Source organism: Micrococcus lacusdianchii (genome assembly GCF_023155805.1).
GTDB lineage: Bacteria > Actinomycetota > Actinomycetes > Actinomycetales > Micrococcaceae > Micrococcus > Micrococcus lacusdianchii.
Window position 1 is genome coordinate 22,655 of the sequence record NZ_JAKNUW010000008.1, and the last position, 25,790, is coordinate 48,444.

The 25,790-nt window shown below is 74.3% G+C and carries 24 protein-coding genes; 17 read left to right on the forward strand and 7 right to left on the reverse strand.

The features are described 5' to 3' along the window. Nucleotides 1-20: 20 nt before the first annotated feature. Complete coding sequence (locus MA879_RS06545; RefSeq protein WP_335342040.1) at nt 21-656, reverse strand: response regulator transcription factor; 636 nt, start codon at nt 654-656, stop codon at nt 21-23. After that, nucleotides 653-2,062 (reverse strand): sensor histidine kinase, encoded by a 1,410-nt coding sequence (locus tag MA879_RS06550; RefSeq protein WP_248124280.1) that lies wholly within the window; start codon nt 2,060-2,062, stop codon nt 653-655. The genes MA879_RS06545 and MA879_RS06550 overlap by 4 nt, the downstream gene beginning before the upstream one ends. Before the next feature lie 267 nt (nt 2,063-2,329). Here MA879_RS06550 and MA879_RS06555 point away from each other — a divergent pair, with 267 nt between their 5' ends. The 9 genes from MA879_RS06555 to purM all read left to right on the forward strand — a co-directional run bounded on the left by MA879_RS06555 (nt 2,330) and on the right by purM (nt 10,714). Beyond that, entirely contained in the window at nt 2,330-3,481 is a 1,152-nt protein-coding gene (locus tag MA879_RS06555) for an ABC transporter permease (RefSeq protein WP_248124282.1), read from the forward strand. Between the two features lies 1 nt (nt 3,482). After that, a complete protein-coding gene (locus MA879_RS06560) occupies nt 3,483-4,280 on the forward strand; it encodes an ABC transporter ATP-binding protein (protein ID WP_248124284.1) in 798 nt (265 codons plus the stop codon). Nucleotides 4,281-4,321: 41 nt separating this feature from the next. After that, nucleotides 4,322-5,371: an asparaginase gene (locus MA879_RS06565; RefSeq protein WP_248124286.1), complete on the forward strand. Its 1,050-nt coding sequence runs from the start codon at nt 4,322-4,324 to the stop codon at nt 5,369-5,371. Continuing rightward, nucleotides 5,368-5,769: a sterol carrier family protein gene (locus MA879_RS06570; protein WP_248124288.1), complete on the forward strand. Its 402-nt coding sequence runs from the start codon at nt 5,368-5,370 to the stop codon at nt 5,767-5,769. Before MA879_RS06565 ends, MA879_RS06570 begins: the two co-directional genes overlap by 4 nt. 395 nt (nt 5,770-6,164) lie before the next feature. Further along, complete coding sequence (locus MA879_RS06575) at nt 6,165-6,404, forward strand: hypothetical protein (protein WP_248124289.1); 240 nt, start codon at nt 6,165-6,167, stop codon at nt 6,402-6,404. A 163-nt stretch (nt 6,405-6,567) separates the two neighbouring features. Continuing rightward, complete coding sequence (locus tag MA879_RS06580) at nt 6,568-7,428, forward strand: ABC transporter permease (protein ID WP_248124290.1); 861 nt, start codon at nt 6,568-6,570, stop codon at nt 7,426-7,428. A 72-nt stretch (nt 7,429-7,500) separates the two neighbouring features. Continuing rightward, nucleotides 7,501-7,929: a hypothetical protein gene (locus MA879_RS06585; protein WP_248124291.1), complete on the forward strand. Its 429-nt coding sequence runs from the start codon at nt 7,501-7,503 to the stop codon at nt 7,927-7,929. Beyond that, nucleotides 7,926-9,539 carry an amidophosphoribosyltransferase gene (gene purF / locus MA879_RS06590; protein WP_248124292.1) on the forward strand — a complete coding sequence of 538 codons (1,614 nt, stop codon included), beginning with the start codon at nt 7,926-7,928 and terminating at the stop codon, nt 9,537-9,539. Before MA879_RS06585 ends, purF begins: the two co-directional genes overlap by 4 nt. Before the next feature lie 53 nt (nt 9,540-9,592). Beyond that, nucleotides 9,593-10,714 carry a phosphoribosylformylglycinamidine cyclo-ligase gene (gene purM / locus MA879_RS06595; RefSeq protein ID WP_248124432.1) on the forward strand — a complete coding sequence of 374 codons (1,122 nt, stop codon included), beginning with the start codon at nt 9,593-9,595 and terminating at the stop codon, nt 10,712-10,714. 619 nt (nt 10,715-11,333) lie between these two features. On the opposite strand, the gene MA879_RS06600 is transcribed toward purM, so the two are convergent. Both MA879_RS06600 and MA879_RS06605 read right to left on the reverse strand, forming a co-directional pair. Then, nucleotides 11,334-12,278 carry a Sir2 family NAD-dependent protein deacetylase gene (locus tag MA879_RS06600; RefSeq protein WP_248124293.1) on the reverse strand — a complete coding sequence of 315 codons (945 nt, stop codon included), beginning with the start codon at nt 12,276-12,278 and terminating at the stop codon, nt 11,334-11,336. Next, nucleotides 12,275-12,493, reverse strand: coding sequence for a DUF3073 domain-containing protein (locus MA879_RS06605; RefSeq protein ID WP_248124294.1), 219 nt, complete (start codon nt 12,491-12,493; stop codon nt 12,275-12,277). The genes MA879_RS06600 and MA879_RS06605 overlap by 4 nt, the downstream gene beginning before the upstream one ends. A 353-nt stretch (nt 12,494-12,846) precedes the next feature. Between MA879_RS06605 and MA879_RS06610 the strand changes: the two genes are divergently transcribed. Together MA879_RS06610 and MA879_RS06615 are read left to right on the forward strand one after the other, a co-directional pair. Next, the gene (locus MA879_RS06610) at nt 12,847-14,229 is read left to right on the forward strand and encodes a M20/M25/M40 family metallo-hydrolase (RefSeq protein WP_248124298.1); all 1,383 of its coding nucleotides are present in this window, start codon (nt 12,847-12,849) and stop codon (nt 14,227-14,229) included. Nucleotides 14,230-14,453: 224 nt separating this feature from the next. Next, a complete protein-coding gene (locus tag MA879_RS06615) occupies nt 14,454-14,597 on the forward strand; it encodes a hypothetical protein (protein ID WP_248124299.1) in 144 nt (47 codons plus the stop codon). A gap of 6 nt (nt 14,598-14,603) precedes the next feature. On the opposite strand, the gene clpB is transcribed toward MA879_RS06615, so the two are convergent. Both clpB and MA879_RS12535 read right to left on the reverse strand, forming a co-directional pair. Continuing rightward, nucleotides 14,604-17,213, reverse strand: a complete 2,610-nt coding sequence (gene clpB, locus MA879_RS06620; RefSeq protein WP_248124300.1) for an ATP-dependent chaperone ClpB — start codon at nt 17,211-17,213, stop codon at nt 14,604-14,606. A 96-nt stretch (nt 17,214-17,309) separates the two neighbouring features. Beyond that, nucleotides 17,310-18,902, reverse strand: coding sequence for a CYTH and CHAD domain-containing protein (locus MA879_RS12535; protein ID WP_248124301.1), 1,593 nt, complete (start codon nt 18,900-18,902; stop codon nt 17,310-17,312). A 182-nt stretch (nt 18,903-19,084) separates the two neighbouring features. On the opposite strand from MA879_RS12535, the gene MA879_RS06630 reads away from it, so the two are divergent. The 5 genes from MA879_RS06630 to MA879_RS06650 all read left to right on the forward strand — a co-directional run bounded on the left by MA879_RS06630 (nt 19,085) and on the right by MA879_RS06650 (nt 24,234). Beyond that, nucleotides 19,085-20,323 (forward strand): YihY/virulence factor BrkB family protein, encoded by a 1,239-nt coding sequence (locus tag MA879_RS06630; protein ID WP_248124302.1) that lies wholly within the window; start codon nt 19,085-19,087, stop codon nt 20,321-20,323. A 103-nt stretch (nt 20,324-20,426) separates the two neighbouring features. Next, on the forward strand, nt 20,427-21,596 hold the full coding sequence (locus MA879_RS06635; protein WP_248124304.1) for a Clp protease N-terminal domain-containing protein: 1,170 nt from the start codon (nt 20,427-20,429) through the stop codon (nt 21,594-21,596). A gap of 195 nt (nt 21,597-21,791) precedes the next feature. Further along, complete coding sequence (locus MA879_RS06640) at nt 21,792-22,613, forward strand: ABC transporter substrate-binding protein (protein WP_248124306.1); 822 nt, start codon at nt 21,792-21,794, stop codon at nt 22,611-22,613. Continuing rightward, complete coding sequence (locus MA879_RS06645) at nt 22,610-23,440, forward strand: amino acid ABC transporter permease (protein ID WP_248124308.1); 831 nt, start codon at nt 22,610-22,612, stop codon at nt 23,438-23,440. Before MA879_RS06640 ends, MA879_RS06645 begins: the two co-directional genes overlap by 4 nt. Next, entirely contained in the window at nt 23,440-24,234 is a 795-nt protein-coding gene (locus tag MA879_RS06650; protein WP_248124310.1) for an amino acid ABC transporter ATP-binding protein, read from the forward strand. Before MA879_RS06645 ends, MA879_RS06650 begins: the two co-directional genes overlap by 1 nt. Before the next feature lie 76 nt (nt 24,235-24,310). Here the strand turns inward: MA879_RS06650 and MA879_RS06655 are convergent, their stop codons facing one another. After that, nucleotides 24,311-24,904 carry a hypothetical protein gene (locus MA879_RS06655; RefSeq protein WP_248124312.1) on the reverse strand — a complete coding sequence of 198 codons (594 nt, stop codon included), beginning with the start codon at nt 24,902-24,904 and terminating at the stop codon, nt 24,311-24,313. A 121-nt stretch (nt 24,905-25,025) separates the two neighbouring features. Between MA879_RS06655 and MA879_RS06660 the strand changes: the two genes are divergently transcribed. Next, nucleotides 25,026-25,787, forward strand: a complete 762-nt coding sequence (locus MA879_RS06660; RefSeq protein WP_418001225.1) for a DedA family protein — start codon at nt 25,026-25,028, stop codon at nt 25,785-25,787. The last annotated feature ends 3 nt before the right edge of the window (nt 25,788-25,790 follow it).

Sequence of the window (25,790 nt, forward strand, 5' to 3'; positions counted from 1 at the left end):
CGGGGCCGGCGCCGACCTCCTCAGCGGATGATCCGCCGCTCCCGCGCCGCGTGCACGGCCTCGGTGCGCGTGGCCACGCCGAGCTTCTGGAAGATGTGCACCAGGTGCGTCTTGACGGTGGCCTCGGAGAGGAACAGCGCGCGCGCCGCCTCGCGGTTGGTGTCCCCGCGCGCGATCAGCTCGAGCAGCTCGATCTCCCGAGCGCTCAGGGCCGACGCGGCGCCGGGGCCCGTGGTGCGCGTAAGCAGGCGCTCGGCCACCTCGGCGCCGAGCGCGGGCCGCCCGGCGGCCATGCGGTGCACCGCCCCGGCAATCTCCTCCGGCGGGGCGTCCTTGAGCAGGTAGCCCGCGGCGCCGGCGTCGAGGGCGGCGAGGATGTCGGCCTCGGTGTCGAACGTCGTGAGGACCAGCACGGGCAGCCGCGGGTGCTCCGCCCGCACGCGGCGGGTGGCGGTCACGCCGTCCATGCCCGCGCCCATCTGCAGGTCCATGAGGACGACGTCCACGCCGTCGGCCCCGTGCTCCAGGGCCGCGAGCGCTGCGGCCCCCTCACCGGCCTCGGCCACCACCTGGATCCCCGGGTCGGCCTCGAGGACCGCCCGGACCCCGGCCCGCACCACCGGGTGGTCGTCCACCAGCATCACTCTCACGCTCACGTGGTCCTCCTCTGCTCGTCCGCCGCCCGCGGGATCGGGATCCGCAGCGCCACCACGGTGCCCTCCCCCGGGGCGCTCTCCACCGTCGCCTGGCCGCCGACGCCGGCCGCCCGCTCCCGCAGGCCGGCCAGCCCGACGCCCGTGCCCGCCGTCGCACCGGTGCCGTCCGCCCCGTGATCCGGGTCGAACCCGACGCCGTCGTCGGCGACGTCGAGGGCGACCTCCCCGTCCAGCCACGTCAGGGTGACGCGGCAGCGGCGGGCGTCGGCGTGCTGGGCCACGTTGGCCAGGGACGCCTGCGCCGCCCGGATGAGCACGGTCTCCACGGCCTCCCCCACGGCCACGGGCTCGCCCACCAGGGTGAGCTCGGCGTCCACGGGCCGGCCGAGCGCCTGCTGGCGCGCCCGCAGGCCGCGCACCGCCTGCGCCAGGGCTGCGGCGAGCGGGTCCCGCGCCCCGGCCGCGGACACCACGGCGTCCTCGGCCGGCCCCGCCGCGCGCAGCCCGCGCACGAACGCCCGGGACTCGGCCAGGTTCTCCGCGGCCGTCGCCCGCACGGTCTCCAGGCGCTCGTCCGCGAGGGCCGCGTCCCCTGCGCGCACGGCGTCCTGGGCCGCGCGGGAGACCAGGACGATCGAGGCCAGCCCCTGCGTGAGGGTGTCGTGGATCTCGCGGGAGAGCCGCTCGCGTTCGGTCAGGATCCCCGCGTGGCGCTCGGACGCGGCGAGCTCGGCGCGCGTGGCCCGCAGCTCCTCCGCGACCACGCGCTGGTGCTCCGCCTCGGTGAGCAGCACGCGGTACGCCAGGTGCATCACCACGGCCGCCCCCGCGCCGATCGCGGGTCCCAGCACCGCCCCCGGGGACAGCTCCCCGGCCCGCAGCGCGCCAGCCAGCACGACGACGCCGGTCACCGCCGCCACGAGCGTCACCGCGGCCACGGGGCGGCGCAGCAGCACATCCATCACGTGCAGGCACACGAAGAAGAGGGGGAACGCAAGCCAGGTGAAGTCCGGGTGATGGAGCACCAAGAGGGCCCAGACCGCCAGCACGGCGGCGAGCCAGCCGAGCGCGGGGCCGCCCGCGGGACTCCGTCCGGCCTTACGGAAGCCGCGCTCGTGGACGGTGCCGGCCAGGTACACGGCGGCCAGCACCGCGGTGAGGACCACGAGCATCACGCCCGTCGCGCCCCGCGCGGCCGGCCCGCCGACGCCCCCGGCCAGCGCGCGCACCAGCCCGAGGGAGAGGAGCCCGGCGAAGGAGGTGTGGAGGACGATCCGCAGGACGACGAGCAGGGCCGGCGTCGGGAGGCCGAGCTTCGTGCCGACCGTGACCCCGGGCGCCTCGCCGAGCCCGTCCGTGGGGTGCTCGGGCCGTGGGGCGGGGACCGGCGGGGGTGCGGCATGCATGACGCCAGCGTAGGCAGCGCGCTGCCCCGCCGTGGCCCTCGTCTTCGTGGGCGGAATCGGGCGAATGGGCGCTGTCGAGCGCGGAATAGGCCCTATTCCACGCTCGAAAGCGGGGGGCGGGGCGGGGGGCGGGGCGGGGGCCGGCAGGGGCCGGATCAACCGATCGGTTGATCGAGGACCGTCCGCGGCGGGCGATCCGCGCGCGGCGGACCGGCGGGAGGGTGGAGGCACAGAGTCCGAGACCCCCGACACGAAGGATCCACCCCCATGTTCCTCGCCCTGCGCGACCTGCGGTTCGCCACCGGTCGCTTCAGCCTCATGGGCGCCGTCGTCGCCCTCATCACCGTCCTGCTGGTGATGCTCTCCGGCCTGACCGCCGGTCTGGGGCACCAGAACACCGCCGTCCTGGACGATGCCGAGGCCGCCGGCGCGGACCTCGTGGTGTTCGGCGGCACGGCCGGCCAGAAGCCCACCGCCTCCTTCACCCAGTCCGAGATCACCGCCGCCCAGCGTGACGCGTGGGCGGGGGTGGACGGCGTGGCCGCCGTGGACCCGGTGGGCCTGAGCCAGGGCCGCCTGGTGGGCCTGGCCTCGGACGTCACCCCGGACGCCGAGGGCCGCGCCGACACCTCCGGTGCGGACGTGGGCGGCGTCGCCACCGCGGCGTTCGTCGGCGTGGAGCCGGGCGCGGTCCACGCCCCCGCGGGCCTGGGCGACGGCGAGATCGTCCTCTCCGAGTCCCTCGCCGAGGAGGCCGGGGTGGCCGCCGGCGACCAGGTGGCCTCGTCCGGGTTCGTCCTCACCGTGGCGGGCGTCGTTGCGGACTCCTGGTACTCCCACACGCCGGTGGCGTGGACCAGTCGGGAGGACTGGACGGCGCTGACGCACGTCGCCGACGACGAGGTCCTCGGCACCGCGGCCCTCGTGGGCGTGGCCGACGGGGCCGACGCCTGGGCCGTCTCCGCGGCCGGCGACGCCGCCGCGGGCACCCTGGCCATGAATGTCCCCGACTCATACGACGCGCTGCCGGCCTACTCCTCGGAGAACGGCTCGCTGACGATGATGCAGGGCTTCCTCTACGGGATCTCCGCCCTCGTGGTCGTCGCGTTCCTGTCCATCTGGACCATCCAGCGCACCCGCGAGATCGCCACGCTCAAGGCCCTCGGCGCCTCCACGGGCTGGGTGCTGCGGGACGCGCTGCTGCAGGGCGGGATCGTCCTGGCCCTGGGCGTGACCGTCGGCACGGCCGTTGCTGTGGGCGCGGGCGCCCTCGCCGCCGGCGCCGTGCCCTTCGTCCTCGACCTCGGCACCACCGTGCTCCCCGCGCTCGGCGTCCTCGCGCTCGGCCTGGCCGGCTCGGCGCTGGCCGTCGCCCGCGTCACCCGCATCGACCCCCTGATCGCCCTCGGAGGCAACTGACATGACCGCCATCGACCGCACCCCCGACCTGTCCGTCTACCGCCGCCCCCACCACGACGCCGACCGCACCGCGGCCGCGGGCCCGGCCGGCGCCGAGGGCACGGGCGGCTCCCCCGCCCTGTCCGTGCGCGACCTCGTGCTCGAGTACCCCGACGGCGAGGGCCGGACCCTGCGCGCCCTGGACGAGGTGAGCCTGGACCTGGCCGCCGGCACGTTCACCGCGCTCACGGGCCCCTCCGGCTCAGGCAAGTCCTCCCTCCTGGCGGTGGCCGCGGGGCTCGTGTCCCCCACCTCCGGCACCGTCCATGTGGCGGGGACGGAGCTGACCGCCCTCCCCCGCGCCGAGCGCACCCGCCTGCGCGGGGACCGGATCGGTGTCGTGTTCCAGCAGCCCAACCTGCTGCCCTCCCTGACCGCGCGTGAGCAGCTCGAGCTGACCGCGCACCTGGACCGCGACGCCTCCCGCGCGGACCGCAGGGCCTCCGGCGCCCGCGCCCTCAACCTGCTCGAGCGCGTGGACCTGGCCGCCCACGCGGACAAGCGCCCGCACCAGCTCTCCGGCGGTCAGCGCCAGCGCGTGAACATCGTCCGTGCGCTGATGAGCTCCCCCTCCGTGCTGCTGGTGGACGAGCCCACGTCGGCGCTGGACCGCGAGCGCTCGGCGGCCGTCATCGAGCTGCTCGGCACGCTGACGCGGGAGGAGGGTGCAGCCACGCTCATGGTGACCCACGACGTGGAGTTCCTCGCCGCCGTGGACCGGACGTTGACGATGGTGGACGGGCGGCTCAGCGGCGCGTGAGGCCGGCACGCCCCACCGGCGTGCCTGACTACCCTGTCCCCATGCCCATCGCCCTCTCCACCTCCTCCGCCGGCCAGACCTTCGCCCTCGCCGACGCCGTCGAGCTCGTCCACGTGGCCCGCAACGGGTTCGTGGAGTCCCGCACGGCGGGCGCGGCGGTGGTCACCGGACCGGACGGCGCCGTCCTGGTGGCCCTCGGCCCGGCCGAGGCACCGATCTACCCGCGCTCCACGCTCAAGCCGTTCCAGGCGATCGCCTCGCTGCGCCACGGGGCGCGGCTGGAGAGCGAGGCCCTGGCCATCGCGTGCGGCTCCCACCGCGGCACGGTGCGTCACCAGGAGCTCGCCGCGCGCATGCTCGCGGACGCCGGCCTGGACCCCTCCGCCCTGCAGTGCCCCCCGGACTGGCCGGCCGACGCGGACGAGCTCGCCCGGTACGCGGCCGAGGCCGGCCCGGAGGCCCGGCGGACGCCGCTGGCCTACAACTGCTCGGGCAAGCACGCCGGCTTCCTCGCCGCGTGCACGGCCTCGGGACACGACGTCGGCACCTACCTGGACCCGCAGCACCCGGTCCAGCGGGAGGTGGAGGCCGTGATCGAGGAGTACTGCGGCGAGCCCGTGACGCAGACGGGTGTGGACGGCTGCGGCGCGCCGGCGGCGGTCGTGTCCCTGAGCGGGCTGGCCCGGGGCATCGGCCGCGTGGCCGGTGCCCCCTCCCGCCCGGACGCGGAGCCGCACGCGGCCGCCGTCGCCGAGGCGATGCTCGCCCACCCGTGGGCCGTGCAGGGTGAGACGAGCTCCAACACCGTGGTGATGCGCGAGCTGGGCCTGCTCGCCAAGCTCGGCGCGGACGGCGTCATGGTGATGGCCGCCCCGGACGGCACGGCCGTGGCTGTCAAGGCCCTCGACGGCGGCACGCGCGCCGGCAACCTCGTGGCGCTGTCGCTGATGGCCCGGTTCGCGCCGGAGCACGTGGACCGGGAACGGTGGGCGTCCGTGGTGGAGCAGGTGCGCCCGAAGATCCTGGGCCGCGGCGAGCCGGTGGGCTCCGTGGAGCTGGCCGCACCCGTCCGCGCGGTGGTGGACGCATGACCACCGGCTCCGTCCCCAAGCGGCGCGTGCCCGTCACCGAGGGCCACGCCGCCCTGCTGACGTGGGCGCGCACGCAGGCCGAGGACCCTGACGCGGCGGCGGCCCTGCCCCGCGCCATGCGCGCCACCGCGGTGCGCTTCGCCCTCGAGGAGCTGGCCACCCGTGCCCCCGGGAACTCGGTGGAAGTGCGGGTGCCGCCCTTCGGCGTCGCCCAGTGCCTCCCCGGACCGCGCCACACGCGCGGCACGCCGCCCAACGTGGTGGAGATGGACCCGGTCACGTGGCTGTCGCTCGCCACCGGGCTGCTCTCGTGGGCGGATGCGCGGGCCGCCGGGCGGGTGTCCGCCTCCGGCACGCGCGCGGACGTCTCGGCGCATCTGCCGCTCATCAGAGCGTAGGAGGAGCGACCACCAAGCCGGGTGGACGAAAGCTCGCCCGCCCTTTGTCTCACTATCGGTCGACAGCCCTCAACACACGCGCCAGACTCTGAGTACGTCCCCTGGTGGACGTCAGGGCGGGGGATCCTGGGAGCGCACCTGCACCCTCGCGTGACCGCCTCGCCCTGGCCGCGAAGACTCGAATCTGCTGGAATCCACTGTGAAGAAGCTGAGCACCATCGCATCCAGCCTTGCCGCCGTCACGCTGCTGATCGCCGGATGCAGTTCTGGAGATCCCGCCCCGGACACGACGGTCAAGGCAGGCTCGACCGGAGCACGGGGCAGGTCGTACTCCCGCTGGAGGAGTACCAGGCCCGGTCGATGAGCTCAACATCACGCAACGCGCCAGCCAGAGCGTGCTCCGGGAGTGCCTCAACCGCCGGGGGCACAAGGGACTGGCCCAGCAGGTCCTCGAGGCCAGTGAGGACGCTCCGGCCGACCCTGCCCGCAAGAAGGAGGAGATCCGCGTCACCAGCATCGAGGCCAGCTACCAGGCGCCCTTGATCACGCAGGACGAGGCGGCGCTCCAGGACGTCAAGGCCGAGACCGCGAAGCACGTCGACGCCGCCCGCGCCTCCCTGGCGACCCGCCAGTGACGGGCGCCACGACCGCGCCACGAGTGCGGCGCATCGCGCACCCCGGGCGGCTCGTCGTCGTCGGGGTCCTGATCCTGGCCCTGCTGGCGGGCGCCTTCGTGGCGGGCGCCTGTACCCCGGGCAGAGCGGACCGGACCCGGTCGCGGTCTCCGCGCCGATCGACGTGTGGGCCACAGCGGAACGGCGGACCCTGGACACCGTCAACAGCACCGTGGTCATGGACCACCTGCGGGAGCTGCACCGGCGCGGCACCACCGTGCTGATCAACACCCACGACCCGGAGATCGCCGTCCAGGCGGACCGGCGGATCGAGATCCGTGACGGCGTGCTCACCGAGCTCTCCCCCGGAACAGCGCCCGCGCCGCCCCACGTCGACGACGCCGGTCACCTCGCCCAGGTCGCGCCCGCGGATGTGCGCACCGACCGACTCGCGTGGCTCACTCCCGCCGCCGCCTTCGTCACCGCACCCGTGATCGCAGAGCGGCCCCAGGCGCAGCTCGACCTCGTCCTGCGCACCGAGGAGGGCTTCCCCTATCCCGTGTCCCAGGCGGCCCCGCTGATGATCGCCCCCGAGTCGCCCGGCTCGGTGCGCGTGCAGACCGTGGCCGACCTGCGCCAGCTGCGGGCCGGCGTGTCCGACGACCTCAGCGCGTTCGTGGGAGTGCTCTCCGGCGTCCTGCTGGTGCTGGCCGTCATCAGCGCGTCCACGGCCATGTACCTGTCCGTGCAGGCGTGGACGGCCGCGATCGCCCTCCGGCGGGCCATCGGATCCGGTCGTGGCCTGATCGCCCGGCTGTTCCTCGTCGAGGGGGCGGCGGTCGGCCTGGCCGGTGGAGCCCTGGGGGCCGCCGTCAGCACGGCGGCGGTGGTGGTCGTCTCGCACCTGCGCGGGTGGACGCCGGTCCTTCCCGCCTCGTCGATCCCCCTGGCGTTGGGCCTCGGACTCGTCTCCGGCGTCGTGAGCGCGCTCTACCCGGCCTGGGTGGCCAGCCGCCGACGGCCCGCCGACGCCCTGCGGGGGTGAGGCCGACGACCGGGGCGCGGGCCTGCCCGGCCCCGGCGCTGACGCGTCCCGACCCCCGATAGACTGGCCCCCATGACCTCCGGCCCCGAGAGCAGCACCACCCCGGCCCCTGACGAGCAGGAGTACACGCTGCGGCGCGCGCCCCGGCTCTCCGCGGTGGTGGTGGTCTCCTCGCTGGCCGGCGTCCTCCTCGCCCTGGTCGGCACCACCCTCGCGCACTCCGGGCCCGCGCCGCTCGTGGACCCCTACTCCGGCGCCCCGCTGAGCTTCGGCTCCACGTTCGGCACCATGCTGGTGGCCGCCGTGACCGCGTGCGTGCTGGTGGGACTGCTCGTATGGCTCCTGCTGGACCGCCGCTCGCGCCGCACCCAACGCACCGTGACCCTGCGTCGCACCGACGACCCCGCCGAGGCGGACGTCACCCTGCACCGCGCCGAGGCGGAGGCCCTGCGTCCCCGCCGCGGGGCGGACCCCTCCGATGGAAGGACCACCGAGCCGTGATCTCCGCTCGCACCCGCCGCGGCGACGGCCGCCTCACCGCCGCCCTCGACCCCCAGGACGCCGGCCCGCAGGACGAGTGCGGCGTCTTCGGCGTGTGGGCGCCGGGCGAGGACGTCGCCAAGCTGACCTACTACGGCCTCTACGCCCTGCAGCACCGCGGCCAGGAGTCCGCGGGCATCGCCGCCTCGGACGGCAGGCGGATCGCCGTGTACAAGGACATGGGCCTGGTGTCCCAGGTCTTCGACGAGCCCACGCTGTCCGCGCTGACCGGCCACATGGCCGTGGGCCACTGCCGCTACTCCACCACCGGTGTGAACAAGTGGGCCAACGCCCAGCCCACGCTCGGCGCCACCGCCGACGGCGGCACGGTCGCGCTGGCGCACAACGGCAACCTCGTGAACTCCGCCGAGCTGCTGCGCAGGGTGGAGGGCAAGGAGGGCGCCCACCGCGAGGGCGAGATCAAGCAGGGCAACACCACGGACACAGCTCTGGTGACGGCGCTGCTGCATGGCGAGCCGGGCGTCTCCGTCGAGGAGACCGCCCTCGAGCTGCTCCCGCAGGTCCGCGGCGCCTACTGCTTCGTGTTCATGACCGAGCACACCCTCTACGCCGCCCGCGACCCGCACGGGGTGCGCCCGCTGGTCCTCGGCCGCCTCGAGCGCGGCTGGGTGGTGGCCTCCGAGCAGGCCGCCCTGGCCACCGTGGGCGCCTCCTTCATCCGCGAGGTCGAGCCCGGCGAGATGATCGCGATCGACGAGGACGGCATCCGCTCCACGCGCTTCGCTGAGCCCCAGCCGGCGGGCTGCGTGTTCGAGTACGTGTACCTCGCCCGCCCGGACGCCGCGATCAACGGCCGCTCCGTGTACGAGTCCCGCGTGGAGATGGGCCGCCGCCTGGCTCAGGAGCACCCGGTGGACGCCGACGTGGTGATCCCCGTCCCGGAGTCCGGCACGCCCGCCGCCGTGGGCTACGCCGAGGCCTCGGGACTGCCCTTCCGCCAGGGCTTCGTGAAGAACGCGTACGTGGGCCGCACCTTCATCCAGCCCTCGCAGACCCTGCGCCAGCTCGGCATCCGGCTCAAGCTCAACGTGCAGCCCACCGTGGTGGCGGGCAAGCGCGTCGTCGTCGTGGACGACTCGATCGTGCGCGGCAACACGCAGCGCGCCATCGTGCGCATGCTCAAGGAGGCCGGCGCCGCCGAGGTGCACGTGAAGATCTCCTCCCCGCCCGTGAAGTGGCCCTGCTTCTACGGCATCGACTTCGCCACGCGCGCCGAGCTGATCGCCAACGGCGCCGGCGTCGAGGAGATCGCCTCCTCGATCGGAGCGGACTCGCTGGCGTACATCAGCGAGGAGGGCATGATCGCGGCCACCGAACAGCCGCGCGAACGCCTCTGCACGGCCTGCTTCACCGGCCGCTACCCCATCGAGCTCGCCGACGAGAAGGAGCGCGGCAAGGCCGTGCTCGAGACCGGCTCCCCCACCGCCGCCGCCACCCCCGTGGTGGGCGAGGACGGGACCGTGACCACCGTGACGTCCACCGGCTGCGAGCCCGGCCCGGACGCCGAGGACGAGAAGCTGCTCACCGAGACGGACAGGACCCCGCTGTGACCGACGCCCAGAACACCGCCCAGCCCGCCGAGGCCGCCCCGGGCGGCGCCCCCATGACCTACGCCGCCGCCGGCGTGGACGTGGAGGCGGGCGACCGCGCCGTCGAGCTCATGAAGGACGCCGTGAAGGCGACGCACACCGCCGAGGTGCTGGGCGGCGTCGGGGGCTTCGCCGGCATGTGGGACGCCTCCGCGCTCACCGGGTACCGGAGGCCGCTGCTGGCCACCTCCACGGACGGCGTGGGGACCAAGGTCGCGATCGCGCAGGCCATGGACAAGCACGACACCATCGGCCAGGACCTGGTCGGCATGGTCGTGGACGACATCGTGGTGGTCGGCGCGAAGCCCCTCTTCATGACCGACTACATCGCGTGCGGCAAGGTGGTCCCCGAGCGGATCGCGGACATCGTGCGAGGCGTGGCCGAGGGCTGCCGCCTCGCCGGGACCGCCCTGGTGGGCGGCGAGACCGCCGAGCATCCGGGCCTGCTGGGCGTGGACGAGTACGACGTCGCCGGCGCCGCCACCGGCGTGGTGGAGGCGGACCGCGTGCTCGGCGCCGAGCGGGTGCGCTCCGGCGACGTGGTGGTCGGCATGGCCTCCTCGGGCATCCACTCCAACGGCTACTCCCTGGTGCGCCGCGTGGTGAACGCCGCCGGCTGGAGCTTCGACCGCGAGGTGGACGAGCTCGGCCGCACCCTCGGCGAGGAGCTCCTGGAGCCCACCCGCATCTACACGCGGGCCTGTCTGGACCTGATGGACGCCCTCAACGGGACCGACGGCGGCGAGGACCTGCCGCTGCGCGGGTTCTCCCACGTGACCGGCGGCGGCCTCGCCGCGAACCTCGCGCGCGTGCTCCCGCAGGGGCTCATGGCCACCGTGGACCGCGGCACGTGGGCGCTGCCGCCCGTGTTCCAGCTCGTGGGGCAGCTCGGCCGCGTGCCGCAGGCCGACCTCGAGCGGACGCTGAACCTCGGCGTGGGCATGGTGGCCGTGGTCTCGGCCGACGCCGCGGACCGGGCCGTCGCCGCGATCGAGGCCGCCGGGATCCCCGCGTGGACCATGGGATCGATCGGGGAGGTCTCCGCGGACGCCGAGGCCGCCGGCGAGGACTACGTGCAGGGCGCCAAGGGCGTCGACGGCGGCGCCGTCCTCATGACGGGCGCTTACGCCTCCTGAGCCGCGTTTTTGCTGACGCAACACGCGCACCGGTTGCGTTTTCGCTGACGCAACACGCGCGGCCCAAGCGTTGTCGCTGACGCCGCGCTCAGTCGACGGCGTACCGCCAGCCGCCCAGACCAGCCCGGTGCGCCCGAGCCTCGGCGACGACCCTCCGGAAGTCGTCCCGGGCGTCGTCGACGGTCGCCCGGATCTGCCCCAGCCGGCACGGTCCCAGCCATCGTTCCACCAGGCGGCCACCGCGCGTTGCGCCGGGTCGAGGTGGGACTCGCCGTCGTCATGGATCACCAGCCGCAGGGACCGCCATCCGCGGTCGGCGTCCGGCGAGCGCTCCCGATCCGGATGGAGCACCAGCTGCAGCGCCGGCTCCGGAAGGCCCGCATGGAGCAGCGCCAGGCGCCGTGCCGTCTCCTGCGGCGAATCCGCGCCGACCCGGATCAGGTCGAGACCCGCCCGCGCCGCCCGCACGCCCTTGAAGCGGCCCGCCCGGTCCAGGGCGGCCCGCAGCGCCGCGGGCGTGCTCCGGGGCGGCAGCCGCCCCTCCGGGGACCACGGAGGGTTCACGACGACGACAACACCCGGCGCGCGCGTGTTGCGTCAGCGAAAGCGCTGCGGGGGGTCAGAGGCGGGCGTCGAGCCAGGCCAGCGCCTCGGACACGGGGGCCCGCCAGCGCCACTGTGCCTTGGGGTCGGCCCGCGTGGGGCCCAGGTTCACGAGCGCCACGGGCTTGCCGGCGCGCTCGGCGTCGAGCACGAACCGGAACCCGCTCATCACGGCCAGGGACGTGCCCACGGCCACGATCCCGTCGGCGTCGGCGGCCATTCCGCGGGCCGCGTCCCGGCGCTCGACCGGCACGCTCTCACCGAAGTACACGACGTCCGGCTTCAGCTCCACGGACCCGCACACGAGGCACCCGACCATGCGGAACTCCTCCACCCACCGGGTGGTGAGCGTGACGTCCCCGTCCGGGTTCACGGCGTCCGGGTCGACCTCCACCCGCTCGAGGTACCCCGGGTTCGCCGCCTCGAGCCGGGCGTCCAGCCTTCGGCGGTCCTCCCGGTGACCGCACCGCAGGCACGCCACGCGGGCGAGGTCGCCGTGCAGCTCGATGAGCCGGCCGGGGTCCATGCCGGCCTCCCGTCCGGCCTCGGCGTGCAGTCCGTCCACGTTCTGCGTGAGGATCCCGGCCACCGTGCCCTCGGCGGCCCACCTCGCCAGGATCCGATGCGCAGCGTTGGGACGGGCCTGGTCCATGCGGCGCCAGCCCACGAACGACCGCGCCCAGTACCGGTGGCGTGCGGCGGGGTCGTCCCGGAACTCCTGGTACGTCATGGGCCGATGCCGGTGCAGCGAGCCGTTCGGCCCCCGGTAGTCGGGGATCCCGGAGTCGGTGGAGACGCCGGCGCCCGTGATCACCAGGGGACGGCCCTCGCCCAGGACACGCAGAAGACCCCGAGACGCGGTCTCGGGGTCCTGCAGCGGTGCGCTCTCCCCCACCACGCGGGCGATGGACCGCAACGCGGCCCGGTGCCCGTCCAGTGCGGGATGCGTGGCGGGCGTCATCGGCCCGGCACGTCGTCCTCGTCCTCGTCCGAGTAGAGGTCCGCGTAGGGGTCCTCGTACTCGGGCTCCCGCTCGACCTCCGGCTCCGGGGCCGGGACGCGGGTGCGTCCCCCCGTGAGCTCGCGCTCCAGTGCCGAGAGGTCCGTTCCGAGAGACATGTACTTGATCTCCCGTGCCTGCTTCGTGGCCTTCGCCTTCTGACGGCCGCGCCCCATGAGCGTGACCCCCTTCGCATCTCTCGTCTCCCGGGATCCGGGCACACAGAGGCCCGCCGGGTGTCACTGGTCAATATGGTTCGTGCGCACCAGGGTACATGAACGCACGGTGACCAGGCGCTCGGGGCCGCCCCGCCTCCCCCTCCCCGACCGCCGCCGCCCTCCGTCGCGACGACGACGCCGGGGCCCCCACCCCGACCCGGCGGTCCCGGCGTGACCCCCACATGACAGAGCCCTGTGCACCGGCAGCACCGTCCGCTATGTTGCCTGCATCACATCCATCCCGGACGGCCCGTCCCACCGGACGCCCGCCGCGTCCGGACACACCCCCACCCCGCACCCCAGGAGAAACCATGCGTCGCACGTCCGCCCTGCTCGCCGCCGGAGCACTGGCCGCCACCCTGGCGGCCCCGCCAGCCGCCCTCGCCGGTCCGCCCGCCCACGCCGGGAACGCCGGCCTGGGCCCCGGTCTCAGCCGTGCGGGCGGCAACCCGAACTCCCCGGAGAAGCTCGTGCGCTCCATCAGCGAGCAGAATCTGCGCGCGGACATCGAGGCGTTCCAGGCGATCGCGGACGAGCACGGCAATCGGGCCGCGGGCACCGCGGGCTACCGCGCCTCCGTCGACTACGCGGTGGACGAGCTCGAAGAGGCCGGCTACGACGTCGAGCTCCAGGAGTTCGAGATCACCTACACCGAGACCCTCCGCGACTCCCTCGTGCAGACCGGCCCGGTCTCCCGCGAGCTGGGACACACGGTGTTCACATACTCGCCCTCGGCGCTCGTCACCGACGCCCCGCTCACCGCCCCGACCGGCGCGGCCACCGGCTGCTCCCCCGCGGCCTGGACCGGCGTCGACCTGACGGGCCAGGTCGCCCTGGTCTCCCGCGGCGAGTGCACGTTCGCGCAGAAGTCCCTGACGGCAGCCGCGGCCGGCGCGGAAGCCGTGATCATCTACAACAACGCCGACGGCGACCTCAGCGGCACCCTCGGCGCCCCCTCCGAGGACTACGTGGGCACGGTGGGCGTGACCCGCGAGCTGGGCCAGGAGCTGCTGGCGCAGACCCGCGCCGGCGGCGCCACCGTCACCCTCGACCTCGAGCAGCTCGTGGAGCAGCGTCCCACCTGGAACGTGCTCGCGGAGACCCGCACGGGCAGCGAGGACGACGTCGTCATGCTGGGCGCCCATCTGGACGGCGTGCCCGCCGGCCCCGGCATCCACGACAACGCCTCCGGCTCCGCCGTGGTCCTCGAGGTCGCCCGCCAGGCGGCCAAGGCCAACAGGGCCGAGTCCAAGGTCCGGTTCGCCCTGTGGGGCGCGGAGGAGATCGGCCTGCTCGGCTCCGAGCACTACGTGCAGACCCTCCCGGCCGAGGCGCGCGAGGACATCTCCCTGTACATCAACCTGGACATGGTGGCCCCGCTGGACCACCAGGACACGCTCGGGGTGCTGACCGGCGACTGGTCGGGCGGCGGCGAGACCCTGCTGTCCTCCCAGCTCGAGCGGGACGGCCACGAGTGGGTGGCCGCCGGCAGCAACGGCCGCTCCGACTACGCCTCGTTCGTGGCCGAGGGCATCCCCTCCACGGGCCTGCTCTCCCTGCACGACGACAACTACCACACGCCCCAGGACGACATCGACAACGTCTCCTTCACCACGCTGACCCACTCGGCCCGCGCGGTGGCCCATGCGATCGGCACCCTGCAGCAGGACGCCGACGCCCTCGGCGCCCGCTGACCCGGGTCGTCAGCCGGACCCGCCCGGCGCGGCCACGACGACGGCGCCCGCCCCCTTCCCGGGGACGGGCGCCGTCGCGCAGGCACCACAACCGGTCCTCACGTCAGATCCAGCCGGCCTCCCAGGCCCGCTGGGCCGCCTCCGGGGTGCGCGGCGCCGGTTCGGGGCATGAGGCGTGGGGGGGCCTGAGCCTGCTGGGCCCGTGGTTCTTCATCCCGGGGCACGTGGCCGCCCCCGCGATGGCCTCCTTCGGCGCCTCCCCGCAGCGGGTCATGGCGTGGCAGGTCGTGGCGATCGTCCTCTCCACGGGGTTCACCGCCGCCGTGGCCCACGGCCTGGGGGCCGCGGTCCTGACCACGGCCCCCTGATCCGCGTCAGGCCCGGCGCGTGGCGACGGTCAGGCCGTCGACGTCCTCGCCCTGGGCGCGGTCCACCACCACGGTGTCCCCGTCCTGGACGTCACCGGCCAGGAGGGAACGGGCCAGGCGGTCGCCGATCTCGCGCTGCACCAGCCGGCGCAGCGGACGGGCACCGTAGGCGGGGTCGTAGCCGGTGAGGGCCAGCCACTCCCGCGCGGCCTCGGTGACCTCGAGGGACAGCCGCCGGCCCGTGAGGCGCGCGGCCATCGAGTCCACCTGCAGGTCCACGATCCGGGCCAACTCGGCCACGCCGAGCGCGTCGAACATCACGACCTCGTCGAGGCGGTTGAGGAACTCGGGCTTGAAGGCTCCGCGCACCACGTTCATGACGGCGTCCTTGCGCGCCTGCTCCTCCATCGACTGGTCCACCAGGAACTGGCTGCCCAGATTGGACGTGAGGATCAGGATCACGTTGCGGAAGTCCACCGTGCGGCCCTGGCCGTCGGTGAGGCGGCCGTCGTCGAGCACCTGCAGGAGGATGTCGAAGACCTCCGGATGGGCCTTCTCCACCTCGTCCAGCAGCACCACCGAGTACGGGCGGCGCCGCACGGCCTCGGTGAGCTGGCCGCCCTCGTCGTAGCCCACGTACCCGGGGGGCGCGCCCACCAGACGGGAGACGGCGTGCTTCTCGGAGTACTCGGACATGTCGATCCGGACCATGGCGCGGTCGTCGTCGAAGAGGAACTCCGCGAGCGCCTTGGCCAGCTCGGTCTTGCCCACGCCCGTGGGGCCCAGGAAGAGGAACGAGCCGGTGGGCCGGTCCGGGTCCGCGATGCCGGCGCGGGAGCGGCGCACCGCGTCCGAGACGGCGGTGACGGCGTCCTTCTGCCCGATCAGCCGCTCGCCCAGGTGGTCCTCCATCGTCAGCAGCTTCTCCGACTCGGAGGCGAGCATGCGCCCGGCGGGGATGCCGGTCCACGCGGAGATCACCTCGGCGATGTCGTCCGCGGTGACGTCCTCGGAGACCATCGTCTCGACGTCGTCCCCCGCGTGCTCCTGGGCCCGTCGGTCCGCGTCCTCGAGCTGCTTCTCCAGCGCGGGGATCTCGCCGTAGAGCAGGCGGGAGGCCTCGGCGAGGTCGCCGTCGCGCTGGGCCTTCTCGGCGGCCGAGCGCAGCTCGTCCACCTTCACACGCAGGTCGCCGGCCTCGTTGAGGGAGGCCTTCTCCGACTCCCAGCGGGCGGTGAGGGCGCGCAGCTCCTCCTCCTTGTCCGCCTTCTCCTGGCGCAGGCCCGCCAGGCGCTCGACGGAGCCCGGGTCGGTCTCGCCGTCGAGCGCGAGCTCCTCCATGGTGAGGCGGTCCACCTGGCGGCGCAGCGCGTCGATCTCCTCCGGGGCGGAGTCGATCTCCATGCGCAGCCGCGAGGCGGCCTCGTCCACCAGGTCGATCGCCTTGTCCGGCAGCTGGCGGCCGGAGATGTAGCGGTCGGAGAGGGTGGCGGCGGCCACCAGCGCGGAGTCGGCGATCGCCACCTTGTGGTGCGCCTCGTACCGCTCCTTCAGGCCACGCAGGATCGCGATCGTGTCGTCCACGGAGGGCTCTCCCACGTAGACCTGCTGGAAGCGGCGCTCCAGCGCCGGGTCCTTCTCGATGTTCTCGCGGTACTCGTCCAGGGTGGTGGCGCCGATCAGGCGCAGCTCGCCGCGGGCCAGCATGGGCTTGAGCATGTTGCCGGCGTCCATGGCGCCCTCGGACGCGCCGGCGCCGACCACGGTGTGGATCTCGTCGATGAACGTGACGATCTGCCCGTCCGACTCCTTGATCTCCTCGAGGACGGACTTCAGGCGCTCCTCGAACTCGCCGCGGTACTTGGCGCCGGCGATCATGGCGCCCAGGTCCAGGCTGATCAGCTGCTTGCCGCGCAGGGACTCGGGGACGTCCCCGGCCACCATGCGCTGGGCCAGGCCCTCGACGACGGCGGTCTTGCCGACGCCCGGCTCGCCGATGAGCACGGGGTTGTTCTTGGTGCGGCGGGAGAGCACCTGGACGACGCGGCGGATCTCGGCGTCGCGGCCGATCACCGGGTCCAGCTTGCCGGAGCGGGCCACCTCGGTGAGGTCGGTGCCGTACTTCTCGAGGGACTGGAAGGTCGCCTCGGGGTCCGGGGTGGTCACCCTGGCGTCCCCGCGCACCTGGGTGAAGGCCGCCTGGAGCGCCTCGAGGGAGGCGCCGGCGTCGCGGAGGGCGCGGCCGGCGTCGCCCGCGTCCGCGGCCAGGCCCAGCAGCAGGTGCTCCGTGGAGACGTAGGCGTCCCCGTGGGAGTCCGCCTGGCGCTGGGCGGCCTTGACCGCGGCGGCCGCGGCCGGGGCCAGCCGCGCCTCGGACACGGTGGATCCGGAGGCCTTGGGCAGCCCGTGGATGGCGGTGGAGGCGGCCGTGGACACCACGTCCGGGTCCACGCCGGCCGCCTTGAGCACGGCCACGGCCACCGAGTCCCGCTGGTCCATGAGGGCCTTGAGCAGGTGGGCGGGCTCGATGCTCGGGTTGGAGGCGGTGGTGGCGTTCATGGCCGCGGCCGAGAGCGCCTCCTGGCTCTTGGTGGTGAACTGCGGGGTGGCGTTCATGGGTGGGTGCTCCTTCGGGGTCGGTCTTGAGTCTGTTCAGCTCAACTTCGCCGGGTGGGCGGGTTATTCCATCGGGATCGGGTCCTCCGCCGCCCCTCAGGCCTCCGCGAGCGCCTCGGCCAGGGCCGCCTCGAGGGCCTGCTCGCCCGCCGCCACGGCGGGGCCCTGCAGGGCGGTCTGCCACCCAATCAGGTACCCGTACGTGTACGTGGGCTCCCCCGCGGCCTCGGCCGCCCGGCGCAGACGGCGCAGCGCCTCGAGCGCCACGTCGATGTCCTGCACCTGGCCCAGACCCTCGGTGACCTGCTCCCACAGCCCGGCCTGGCGGGCAGCCCCCTCGCCGAAGGCCGGCGCGAGCAGCTCGTGGGCGTAGCGCACGGCCTTCGCGCGCTTGCGGGTCTCGTGCAGCAGGTGCATCCGCTCGTCACCCGCGGCGGCGCGGGCCGCGGCGTGCGCCCGCTGCGCCCGCCGTGCGGCGCGGTCCACCAGCCGGGGCAGCACGTCCACGGCGCGGCGGCCCGCCCTCCCGCGCAACGGCGGGGCGGCGAGGAACTCGGCGAGCCGGTCCAGGAGGGCGGCGTAGCGGGTCGAGTCCAGGGCCTCCACCAGCGCGGCGTGGGCCTCGGCGTGCACGCGGTCCAGCTCGGCGGTGGCGCTGCGCTTGACGGGACCTTCGTAGTCCCGGCGCGGCACGGCATCGATCTGCTCGAGCACACGCGCACGGACCACCTCGGCGTCCCGGGGGCCGCCCAGGACGCCGGCGTACCACCGCAGCTCGTCGCGCAGGGGATCGGTCACGTCCCGGTCGAACAGGTCGCGGAAGGTGCGCAGCGCGCTGCGCAGCCGCCGGGTGGCCACGCGGGCCTTGTGGACCGCCCCGGGCTCGTCCGTGCGCAGGTCCTCCTCGCGCCCGTGCAGCACGGCCACCTGCTCCGCGGCATAGGCCAGGACGACGCGCGCCGCCGGCCCCGTGCGGCGCGGCCCCTTGCCCCGCTCGATCCGGGAGACGTCGTCCTCGAGGGCGCGGGCGAGCTTCGAGGGGCTCTCGGCCACCGCCACACCCTGTCGCGCCAGGTGTTCCACCACCCGCTCCAGCAGGGCGCCGTCCACCCCGGGACGCAGCTCCACCTCGAGCTCGCGCCAGCGCCGGTCCGCCGGCAGGGCGTGCACGACGTCATCGCAGAGCACCGCCACGACCTCGCCGTCCGCGTCGGCCAGGTCGGTCTCGGCCCGGCGGGTGGTGAGCACCGCGGCGGGGACGAGGCCGGCGTCCGCCCCCGTGCGCCCGGTCCACGCCTCCCCCAGGTGCCGGTCGAGCGCCTCCCGCAGCGGTGCCGGCACCCGCCAGCGGCCGTCATCCTCGGTGAGCCCGGCGTGCACCTCGAGCCGATCGGTGCCGGTGGGGAGCTTGAGGTGCCAGCCGGCGTCGTCCCCGCCCTCCCGGCGGCGCAGGGTCACCCTGGTGCGCAGCAGGAACAGGTCCGGGGTGTCCAGGTAGACGGCCCGCAGCCGGTGCTCGCGCGTCTCCCCGGGGGTGAGCAGACCGGTGAGGTCGGGCGTCTCCGCGCCCTCGGCGAGCTCGAACTTGACCTCCGCCTCGATCGCCGCGTCCGCGCCCGCGGGGGCCTGCGGCCCTCGGGTCCGGTCCGGCTGCCCCTGGGACGGGCTGTTCTTCGCGGGCTCGGACACGGGTCCTCCTGGTCTCTCGACGTCGGGCGCCCCGGCCGCCGGCGACGTCGGACGACGACGCCCGTCCGCGGGCTCCGGGCCGCTCCCTGGCCTCCCAGCCTAGGCACCGCCGCGCCCCGCGGGCACGGCCCGGGCCGCGGCCCGGTCCGGATCCGCGGGGCCGAGGGCGCTACCGTGGCCGCATGTCCACCGCTGCTCCCCCGCCGCCCGGCCGCCGCAGCCCCCTGCGCACATGGGAACGCCCGCGCCCGTCTCTGCTGTACGTGCTGGGCAGGACATGGAACCGGCTCATGGACATCCAGGTGTGGGACGTGGCCGCCGCCATGACGTTCTTCGGCACCCTCTCCCTGCTGCCCACCCTGATCGCGCTGGTCTCCCTGGTCTCCCTCCTGGGTCTGCGCCAGACCACCGTGGACGCGGCGGCGGGCCTGGCGTCCGAGGTGTGGCCGGCCCTGTCCTCCGAGGCCGTCCGGGACTGGATCCTCAGCCTCGGCGCGGCCACCACGGGACCGCTCGCCCTCACCCTGGGCGTGCTGGGCGCCGTCTTCTCCGCCTCCGGCGCGGTGGGCGCCTTCCACCGGGCGATGCACCGCATCTACGACACACGCGAGGGGCGCCCGCTCCTGCGCTTCCGGCTGGTGCTCTTCGTGGAGACCCTCGCGCTCATGCTGGGGCTGGTCCTGGTCGTCGTCCTGGTGGTGCTCGGCGGGGACCTCTCCGCCCGGCTGGGGGAGGCCGTAGGCCTGGCGGAGCAGACCGTGCGGACGTGGAACCTGGCCAAGTGGCCCGTCATCCTCGTGCTGATCATGCTCGCCGTGACCCTGGCCTACCGCCGCGGCCCCAACGTCCGGCCGCCGCGCTACCGCCCACTGTCCCTGGGCGCTGTGAGCGTGGTGGTGCTGCTGTTCGCGGCCACCCTCGCCCTCGGCTGGATCACCGACCGCTTCGGCGAGCTGGAGATCGTGGGCCGGATCAACTCGGCCATCGGCGTCCTGGCGCTCGTGTGGCTGGCGTGCATCGTCGTGCTGGCCGGGGCGGCCCTGGACGCGGAGATGCTGCGCGCTCGGCAGTTGGCGGTCGGGGCCGACGCCGCCGACGAGCTGCAGCTGGCCACGCGGCACACCCGGATGCTCGAGGAGCTGGACCGGGCCCAGCACCGCTACCGGCGCCTGGGCCGCCTGGTCACGGAGGCCGTCCGCTCGGGGGAGTCGCTCACCGCCCGCCGCACCCCGCTGCTGGCCGAGGAGGGCGGCCTGTTCTCCGTGGACGCCCCGCGCCGCTCCCCCGCGGACCTCACCTCGGGCACGCCGTTCCACGCCGCACCGGAGCGCGAGGAGGCCCGCGTGGGGGGAACCCGCGTGGATCCCGACGCCGGCCCCGACGACCGCGGTCCAGGCCCGGACCGGGCCCCCGCGCGCTGAGGCGGGGCCCGGTCCTCGTCGGCACGGCCGGAGGCGCGGACTGGATACCCTCTCCGAGAGGGCTGCCCCTCCCCCGGCCGCCTCACCCCGTGAAAGGAGCACCATGGCCCAGGACACCGCCGACTGGCGCCGCGCGGCCGTCCTCCTGTGCGGCGCGTGGCGTGAAGCCCTGCGGGTCTCGGCCCCACGAGTCGACCCGGAGCACCTGTTCCTCGGCGTCCTGACCTCCGGCGGCCCTGCCGCTCGCGTCGCCTCCCGGCACGGCCTGTCCCTCGAGGCCGCCCGTCGCGGCGCTGCCGTGCGCGCGGGCCGTCAGCTGCGCGCCGTCGGGACGGACGTGGCCCGGGAGGGCCGCATCCCGCGTGCCCCGCTGGCCGCGCTCGACCGGGGCGGGGCATCCACGATCCCGCTGTCCACCTCCTCCGAGGGGATGCTGCCCGGCCGCAGGCAGCCGCTCTCCGAGACCGGCTGGGCTCTCGACCTCCTGCAGGAGCCAGCGGGAACCGTCTCCGCGCTCGTGGCCGCCGTCGGCGTGGACGTGGACGCCCTGCGACGCTCCCTGCGGGCCGCCGGGGACGCCTCGGACGTCCACCTGCCGGACGCGGAGCTGGCCGTCACCCCCGAGGGCTGCCTGACGCCCGCCGACGCCCTCACGCCGCCGGACGGCATCCGCACCTCCGGCGCCATGGCCGGTCGGGCGGGCCGGGTGGGCGCGCTCGGCGCCGAGTGGTTCGTCTCCGCCCCCCGAGAGGACGTCGTGCGCCTGCTGCGCGACCCGGAGCAGGTCCGCGCGGTCACTGCCCAGCCCGCCGAGGCCGAGGTCGACGACGCCTTCGGCGTGGTCACCTCCGTGCGGGAGAAGGCGGGCCGCGGCGGGTCCCGCCGCACCATCCGGCAGCTCTTCCCCGCGGAGTCCGCCGGCCCGGACGGCGCCCACCGCATCCGGTGGGTCGAGGTGCTCGACGAGCACCGCACGGGCCCGCTGGGCGAGGACGGCATCCGCGCGCCGGATGCGCGCGACTACTCCGGAGCCCTGGCCGGCGCCTACGTCTTCGTCCTCACCCCGGACTCGGGCCCCGCCCCGGAGCGCCGCGTGGACTACCCGGGCCATGAGGTCCTCAGCGGCGAGGGCACCCGTGTGCGCCTGATCCGCGTGCGCCGCACCGTGCGGCGCCGGGACGCCCTGGCGGACCGGGCCACCCGCTGGCCGCGGGCCTGGGCCGTGGCCCAGCACCTGCATTCCCTCGCCTCGCTCGCCGCCGAGCGCGGCTGAGCCCGGCGGTGCGGGAGCGGCGAGCCCGCCGCCGCCACGGCACCTGCCCCCGGTCGGCCGAGGACACATTCGGACGCCCACGGGATCAGCGTGCCCGGCCTGTGGCCGGGGCCACTAGGATGGCGCCCTGTCCCCCATGGGCCCGCCTCGGCGGTCCCCTGACCCGGCCCACCCCGGCCGCCTCGGAAGGCACCCATGTCCCGCTTCACCACCCGCGCCCTCGGCGCCCTGGCCGTCGGCGCGAGTGCCCTGACGCTCAGCAGCTGCGCCGTGATCGGCGGCGACTCGGCGTCGGCCGGGATCGCGGCCGAGGGCGACCTCTCGGAGACCTTCGGTCTCGTCGCCCCCGGCACCCTCACCGTATGCTCGGACATCCCCTACCCGCCGTTCGAGTTCGAGCAGGACGGGGAGCTCACCGGCTACGACATCGAGCTGGTCCGCGCCCTCGCCGAGGATCTCGGCCTCGGCCTGGAGATCGTGGACTCCTCGTTCGAGGCCGTCGAGTCCGGCGCCTCGCTCACCGGCTGCGACCTGAACGCCTCGTCCATCTCCATCACCGAGCCGCGCCAGCGCGTCATGGCCTTCACGCTCCCCTACCTCGACGACGACCTGGTCCTGGTGGCGAACCGGGAGTCGGGTATCACCGACGTGGAGTCCGCCCGGGGCGCCCGCGTGGGCGTGCAGGCGGCCACCACCGGTGAGGAGTACGCCCAGCAGGCCGGCCTGGACACCGTGCAGTTCGAGGACGGCGGCATGCAGGTCCAGGCTCTGCAGGCCGGCACGGTCGACGCCCTGCTGGGCAACCAGTCGGTCATCCTCTACACCCTGAAGGACGACCCGCGCTTCGAGGTGGTCGAGGCCCTGCCCACCGGCGAGCAGCTCGGCATGGCCGTGGCCCCGGAGAAGGCGCAGCTCGGATCCGCGATCAACCGCTCCCTCCAGAGCCTCCGCAACGACGGCACCCTCGCGGAGCTGCAGCAGAAGTGGTTCGGGACCGTGCAGGAGGACTACCGGTGAGCACCCAGACCCCCACCCCGACCGCCGCCGCGCCCCGACCCGGCCGCGCGCGCCGCCGTCGCGCCGTATCGCTGGCCGTCCAGGCTGCGATCCTCGTGCTCGCCCTCGCCGCGCTTGCCTTGGTGGTCGACTGGACGACCCTCGCCGAGAACGTGTTCAACTTCGCGGCCGTGGCCCCGATGTTCCCGAACATCGTCCTGGTGGGGCTCGGCAACACGCTGTTCTACACGGTCACCTCCTTCGTGGTGGGCCTGCTGGGCGGCATCCTGCTGGCCCTCATGCGGATGAGCTCGTTCGCCCCCTACCGGTGGCTGGCGACGGCGTACGTCGAGTTCTTCCGCGGCGTCCCCGCCCTGCTGGTGTTCCTGGCCTTCGGCTACGGCGTGCCCTTCGCGTTCGGCGTCACCTGGCCGATCCCCGTCGTCGTGATGACGGCCCTGGGCATGGTGTCCGCGGCGTACATCGCGGAGACGCTGCGCGCCGGCCTGCAGGCCGTGCCCAGGGGCCAGATGGAGGCCGCCCGCTCCCTCGGCATGCCGCACTGGCGCGCGATGGTGACCATCGCGATCCCCCAGGCGTTCCGGATCGTGCTGCCGCCGCTGACCAACGAGGTCATCCTGCTCACCAAGGACTCCTCGCTGGTCTACGTCCTGGGCCTGGCCGCCCACGAGTACGAGCTCACCAAGTTCGGCCGCGACGGCATCTCCGCCCTGGACGCGGGCATGACCCCGATCCTGGTGGCCGGCCTGTGCTACCTGGTGATCACCGTCCCCCTGTCCCTCCTCGCGCGCCGCTTCGAGGCCCGCTCGTCCCGGAAGGTCTCCTGATGACGACCCAGCAGACCCCCGCCGCCCCGGCGTCCGTCGTCGACGCCGCCGGTGTCACGATCACCGGGCTCAACAAGTCCTACGGCACGAACCACGTCCTCCGGGGCATCGACCTCGAGATCGCACCCGGTGAGGTGGTGTGTCTGATCGGGCCCTCGGGCTCCGGCAAGTCCACGCTGCTGCGCTGCGTCAACCTGCTCGAGACCCCGGAGTCGGGGACCGTGCGCGTGGGCGAGTTCACCGTGACGGACGAGGACGTGAACCTGGACGCCCTGCGCCAGCACGTGGGCATGGTCTTCCAGCAGTTCAACCTCTTCCCGCACCTGACGGTGCTGGAGAACTGCACCGTGGCGCAGACGAAGGTCCTCAAGCGCTCCACCGCCGAGGCCCGTGCGGTCGCCACGCGCCAGCTCGCGCGCGTGGGCCTCGCCGAGCTCGAGGACCGCTACCCGGACCAGCTCTCCGGCGGCCAGCAGCAGCGCGTGGCGATCGCCCGCGCCCTCGCGATGGACCCGCAGCTGATGCTGTTCGACGAGCCGACCTCGGCGCTCGACCCGGAGACCGTGGGCGACGTGCTCTCGATCATGCGCCACCTGGCCGAGGAGGGCATGACCATGCTGGTGGTCACCCACGAGATGGGCTTCGCCCGCGAGGTGGCGGACCGCGTGGTGTTCATGGACGGCGGCGTGGTGGTGGAGTCCGGCCCTGCGTCCGCCGTGATCGCCGACCCCCAGGAGCCCCGCACGCAGGACTTCCTGCGCCGCGTCCTCAACCCCACCGAGGTGGACATCTGACCGCGGATCCCACATGCGAAGGGGCCCCGCACCGGTGTACCGGTGTGGGGCCCCTTCGCATGGCGGCGGGAGGGGATCAGGCCTTCTTGCGCAGCTTGGCGAGCTCCTCGCGTGCCTCGCGCAGCGCCGTGGTCTGCTCGTCGCGCGCAGCGAAGATGGCGGAGACCTTCTCGTCCTTGGCCTCGCGGATGGCCTGCACCTTGGCCTCGCGGGCCTCGGCGATGCGGTTCGCGCGCTTCTTGGCGGCCTTGCGGCGCTTGCCCGGACGATTGGTGACGGAGTCGGCGGCGATGGCCAGGCCGGAGCCGAGCAGGAAGACGTCCTTGGCCACGGCGGTGCCGTCCTGGGACGGGCGCACGCCGTCGTTCTCGGTCATCTCCGGGGTGTTGAGGTACATGGACATCAGGCCGCCGGAGAAGGCGGTCAGGGCCGAGCCGGCCAGCCAGCCCGGCACGAAGGGGGCCAGCAGGGCGGCGCCGGTGCCCACCTCGGAGGCCACGATGAAGGCCTTGAACTGGGACGGGGTGAGCTTCGACAGCGCGGGGACGCCCTTGACGGCCATGCCCTGCAGGTACGCGGCCTGCTCCTCGCCCAGCGAGCGCTTGCCGAGGCCGGAGTTGAGGATGAACGCGCCGGAGGTCAGGCGCAGCGGAATCTGGATGATGCTCATGGAGTCTTCCTTCCAGTGGAGCCCGCGGCACGTCACGGCGTGAGTGTGGCGCGAACGGTCGGTCGAGCGGTCAGCTCCTCCACTCTATCAACCGCCGTCCAGCCGGGGGTGATGGTGGACAATGGACGCCATGATGTCGAGCTCCGCCCCCTGGGCCCTGTCCGCCGCCACCGCGCAGCCTGCCGACTACGGCTGGCTGGGCAACGTCGTCGTGTCGATCATGGAGGCCGTCGGCCCCGTGGGGGTGGGCCTGGCCGTGTTCGCGGAGAACATCTTCCCGCCCATCCCCTCGGAGGTGATCCTCCCGCTCGCCGGGTTCACGGCCGCCAGCGGTGCGTTCAGCCCTCATGCCGCCCTGCTCTGGGCCACGGTGGGCGCCGTCGTCGGCGCGCTGGCCCTGTACGGGATCGGCGCGGCCCTGGGCAGGCGGCGGCTGTACCGGATCGCGGACCGCATGCCCCTCGTCGACGTCGAGGACGTCGAGCACACGGAGAAGTGGTTCGCCCGGTACGGCTACTGGACGGTGTTCTTCGGGCGCATGGTGCCCGTGTTCCGCTCCCTGATCTCCATCCCCGCAGGCATCGAGCGGATGAGCCTGACGAAGTTCACCGTCTTCACCACACTGGGCTCCCTGATCTGGAACGCGCTCTTCATCTACGGCGGATACGCCCTGGGCGAGAACTTCCACCTCATCTCCGACTACGCAGACATGTTCTCCACCCTCGTCATGGTCCTGATCCTCGGATTCCTGGCCGTGTGGGTCGTGCTCCGCCTGCGCCGCAACCGAACCCGCGCCCACGACGCCACCCGCGAGCACGAGTCCCCGGACGCCGCCGCCGCCCGCGTCGAGGCGGAGATCCAGTCCCTCCACCGCCGGAAGTGATCC

Excerpts from the sequence above, each read along its gene's own strand:
- MA879_RS06550 (WP_248124280.1), bottom strand. The coding sequence starts at position 2,062 with ATGCATGCCGCACCCCCGCCGGTCCCCGCCCCACGGCCCGAGCACCCC.
- MA879_RS06555 (WP_248124282.1), top strand. The coding sequence starts at position 2,330 with ATGTTCCTCGCCCTGCGCGACCTGCGGTTCGCCACCGGTCGCTTCAGC.
- MA879_RS06560 (WP_248124284.1), top strand. The coding sequence starts at position 3,483 with ATGACCGCCATCGACCGCACCCCCGACCTGTCCGTCTACCGCCGCCCC.
- MA879_RS06565 (WP_248124286.1), top strand. The coding sequence starts at position 4,322 with ATGCCCATCGCCCTCTCCACCTCCTCCGCCGGCCAGACCTTCGCCCTC.
- MA879_RS06570 (WP_248124288.1), top strand. The coding sequence starts at position 5,368 with ATGACCACCGGCTCCGTCCCCAAGCGGCGCGTGCCCGTCACCGAGGGC.
- MA879_RS06585 (WP_248124291.1), top strand. The coding sequence starts at position 7,501 with ATGACCTCCGGCCCCGAGAGCAGCACCACCCCGGCCCCTGACGAGCAG.
- purM (WP_248124432.1), top strand. The coding sequence starts at position 9,593 with ATGACCTACGCCGCCGCCGGCGTGGACGTGGAGGCGGGCGACCGCGCC.
- MA879_RS06600 (WP_248124293.1), bottom strand. The coding sequence starts at position 12,278 with ATGACGCCCGCCACGCATCCCGCACTGGACGGGCACCGGGCCGCGTTG.
- MA879_RS06605 (WP_248124294.1), bottom strand. The coding sequence starts at position 12,493 with ATGGGGCGCGGCCGTCAGAAGGCGAAGGCCACGAAGCAGGCACGGGAG.
- MA879_RS06610 (WP_248124298.1), top strand. The coding sequence starts at position 12,847 with ATGCGTCGCACGTCCGCCCTGCTCGCCGCCGGAGCACTGGCCGCCACC.
- clpB (WP_248124300.1), bottom strand. The coding sequence starts at position 17,213 with ATGAACGCCACCCCGCAGTTCACCACCAAGAGCCAGGAGGCGCTCTCG.
- MA879_RS06630 (WP_248124302.1), top strand. The coding sequence starts at position 19,085 with ATGTCCACCGCTGCTCCCCCGCCGCCCGGCCGCCGCAGCCCCCTGCGC.
- MA879_RS06635 (WP_248124304.1), top strand. The coding sequence starts at position 20,427 with ATGGCCCAGGACACCGCCGACTGGCGCCGCGCGGCCGTCCTCCTGTGC.
- MA879_RS06640 (WP_248124306.1), top strand. The coding sequence starts at position 21,792 with ATGTCCCGCTTCACCACCCGCGCCCTCGGCGCCCTGGCCGTCGGCGCG.
- MA879_RS06650 (WP_248124310.1), top strand. The coding sequence starts at position 23,440 with ATGACGACCCAGCAGACCCCCGCCGCCCCGGCGTCCGTCGTCGACGCC.
- MA879_RS06655 (WP_248124312.1), bottom strand. The coding sequence starts at position 24,904 with ATGAGCATCATCCAGATTCCGCTGCGCCTGACCTCCGGCGCGTTCATC.
- MA879_RS06660 (WP_418001225.1), top strand. The coding sequence starts at position 25,026 with ATGGACGCCATGATGTCGAGCTCCGCCCCCTGGGCCCTGTCCGCCGCC.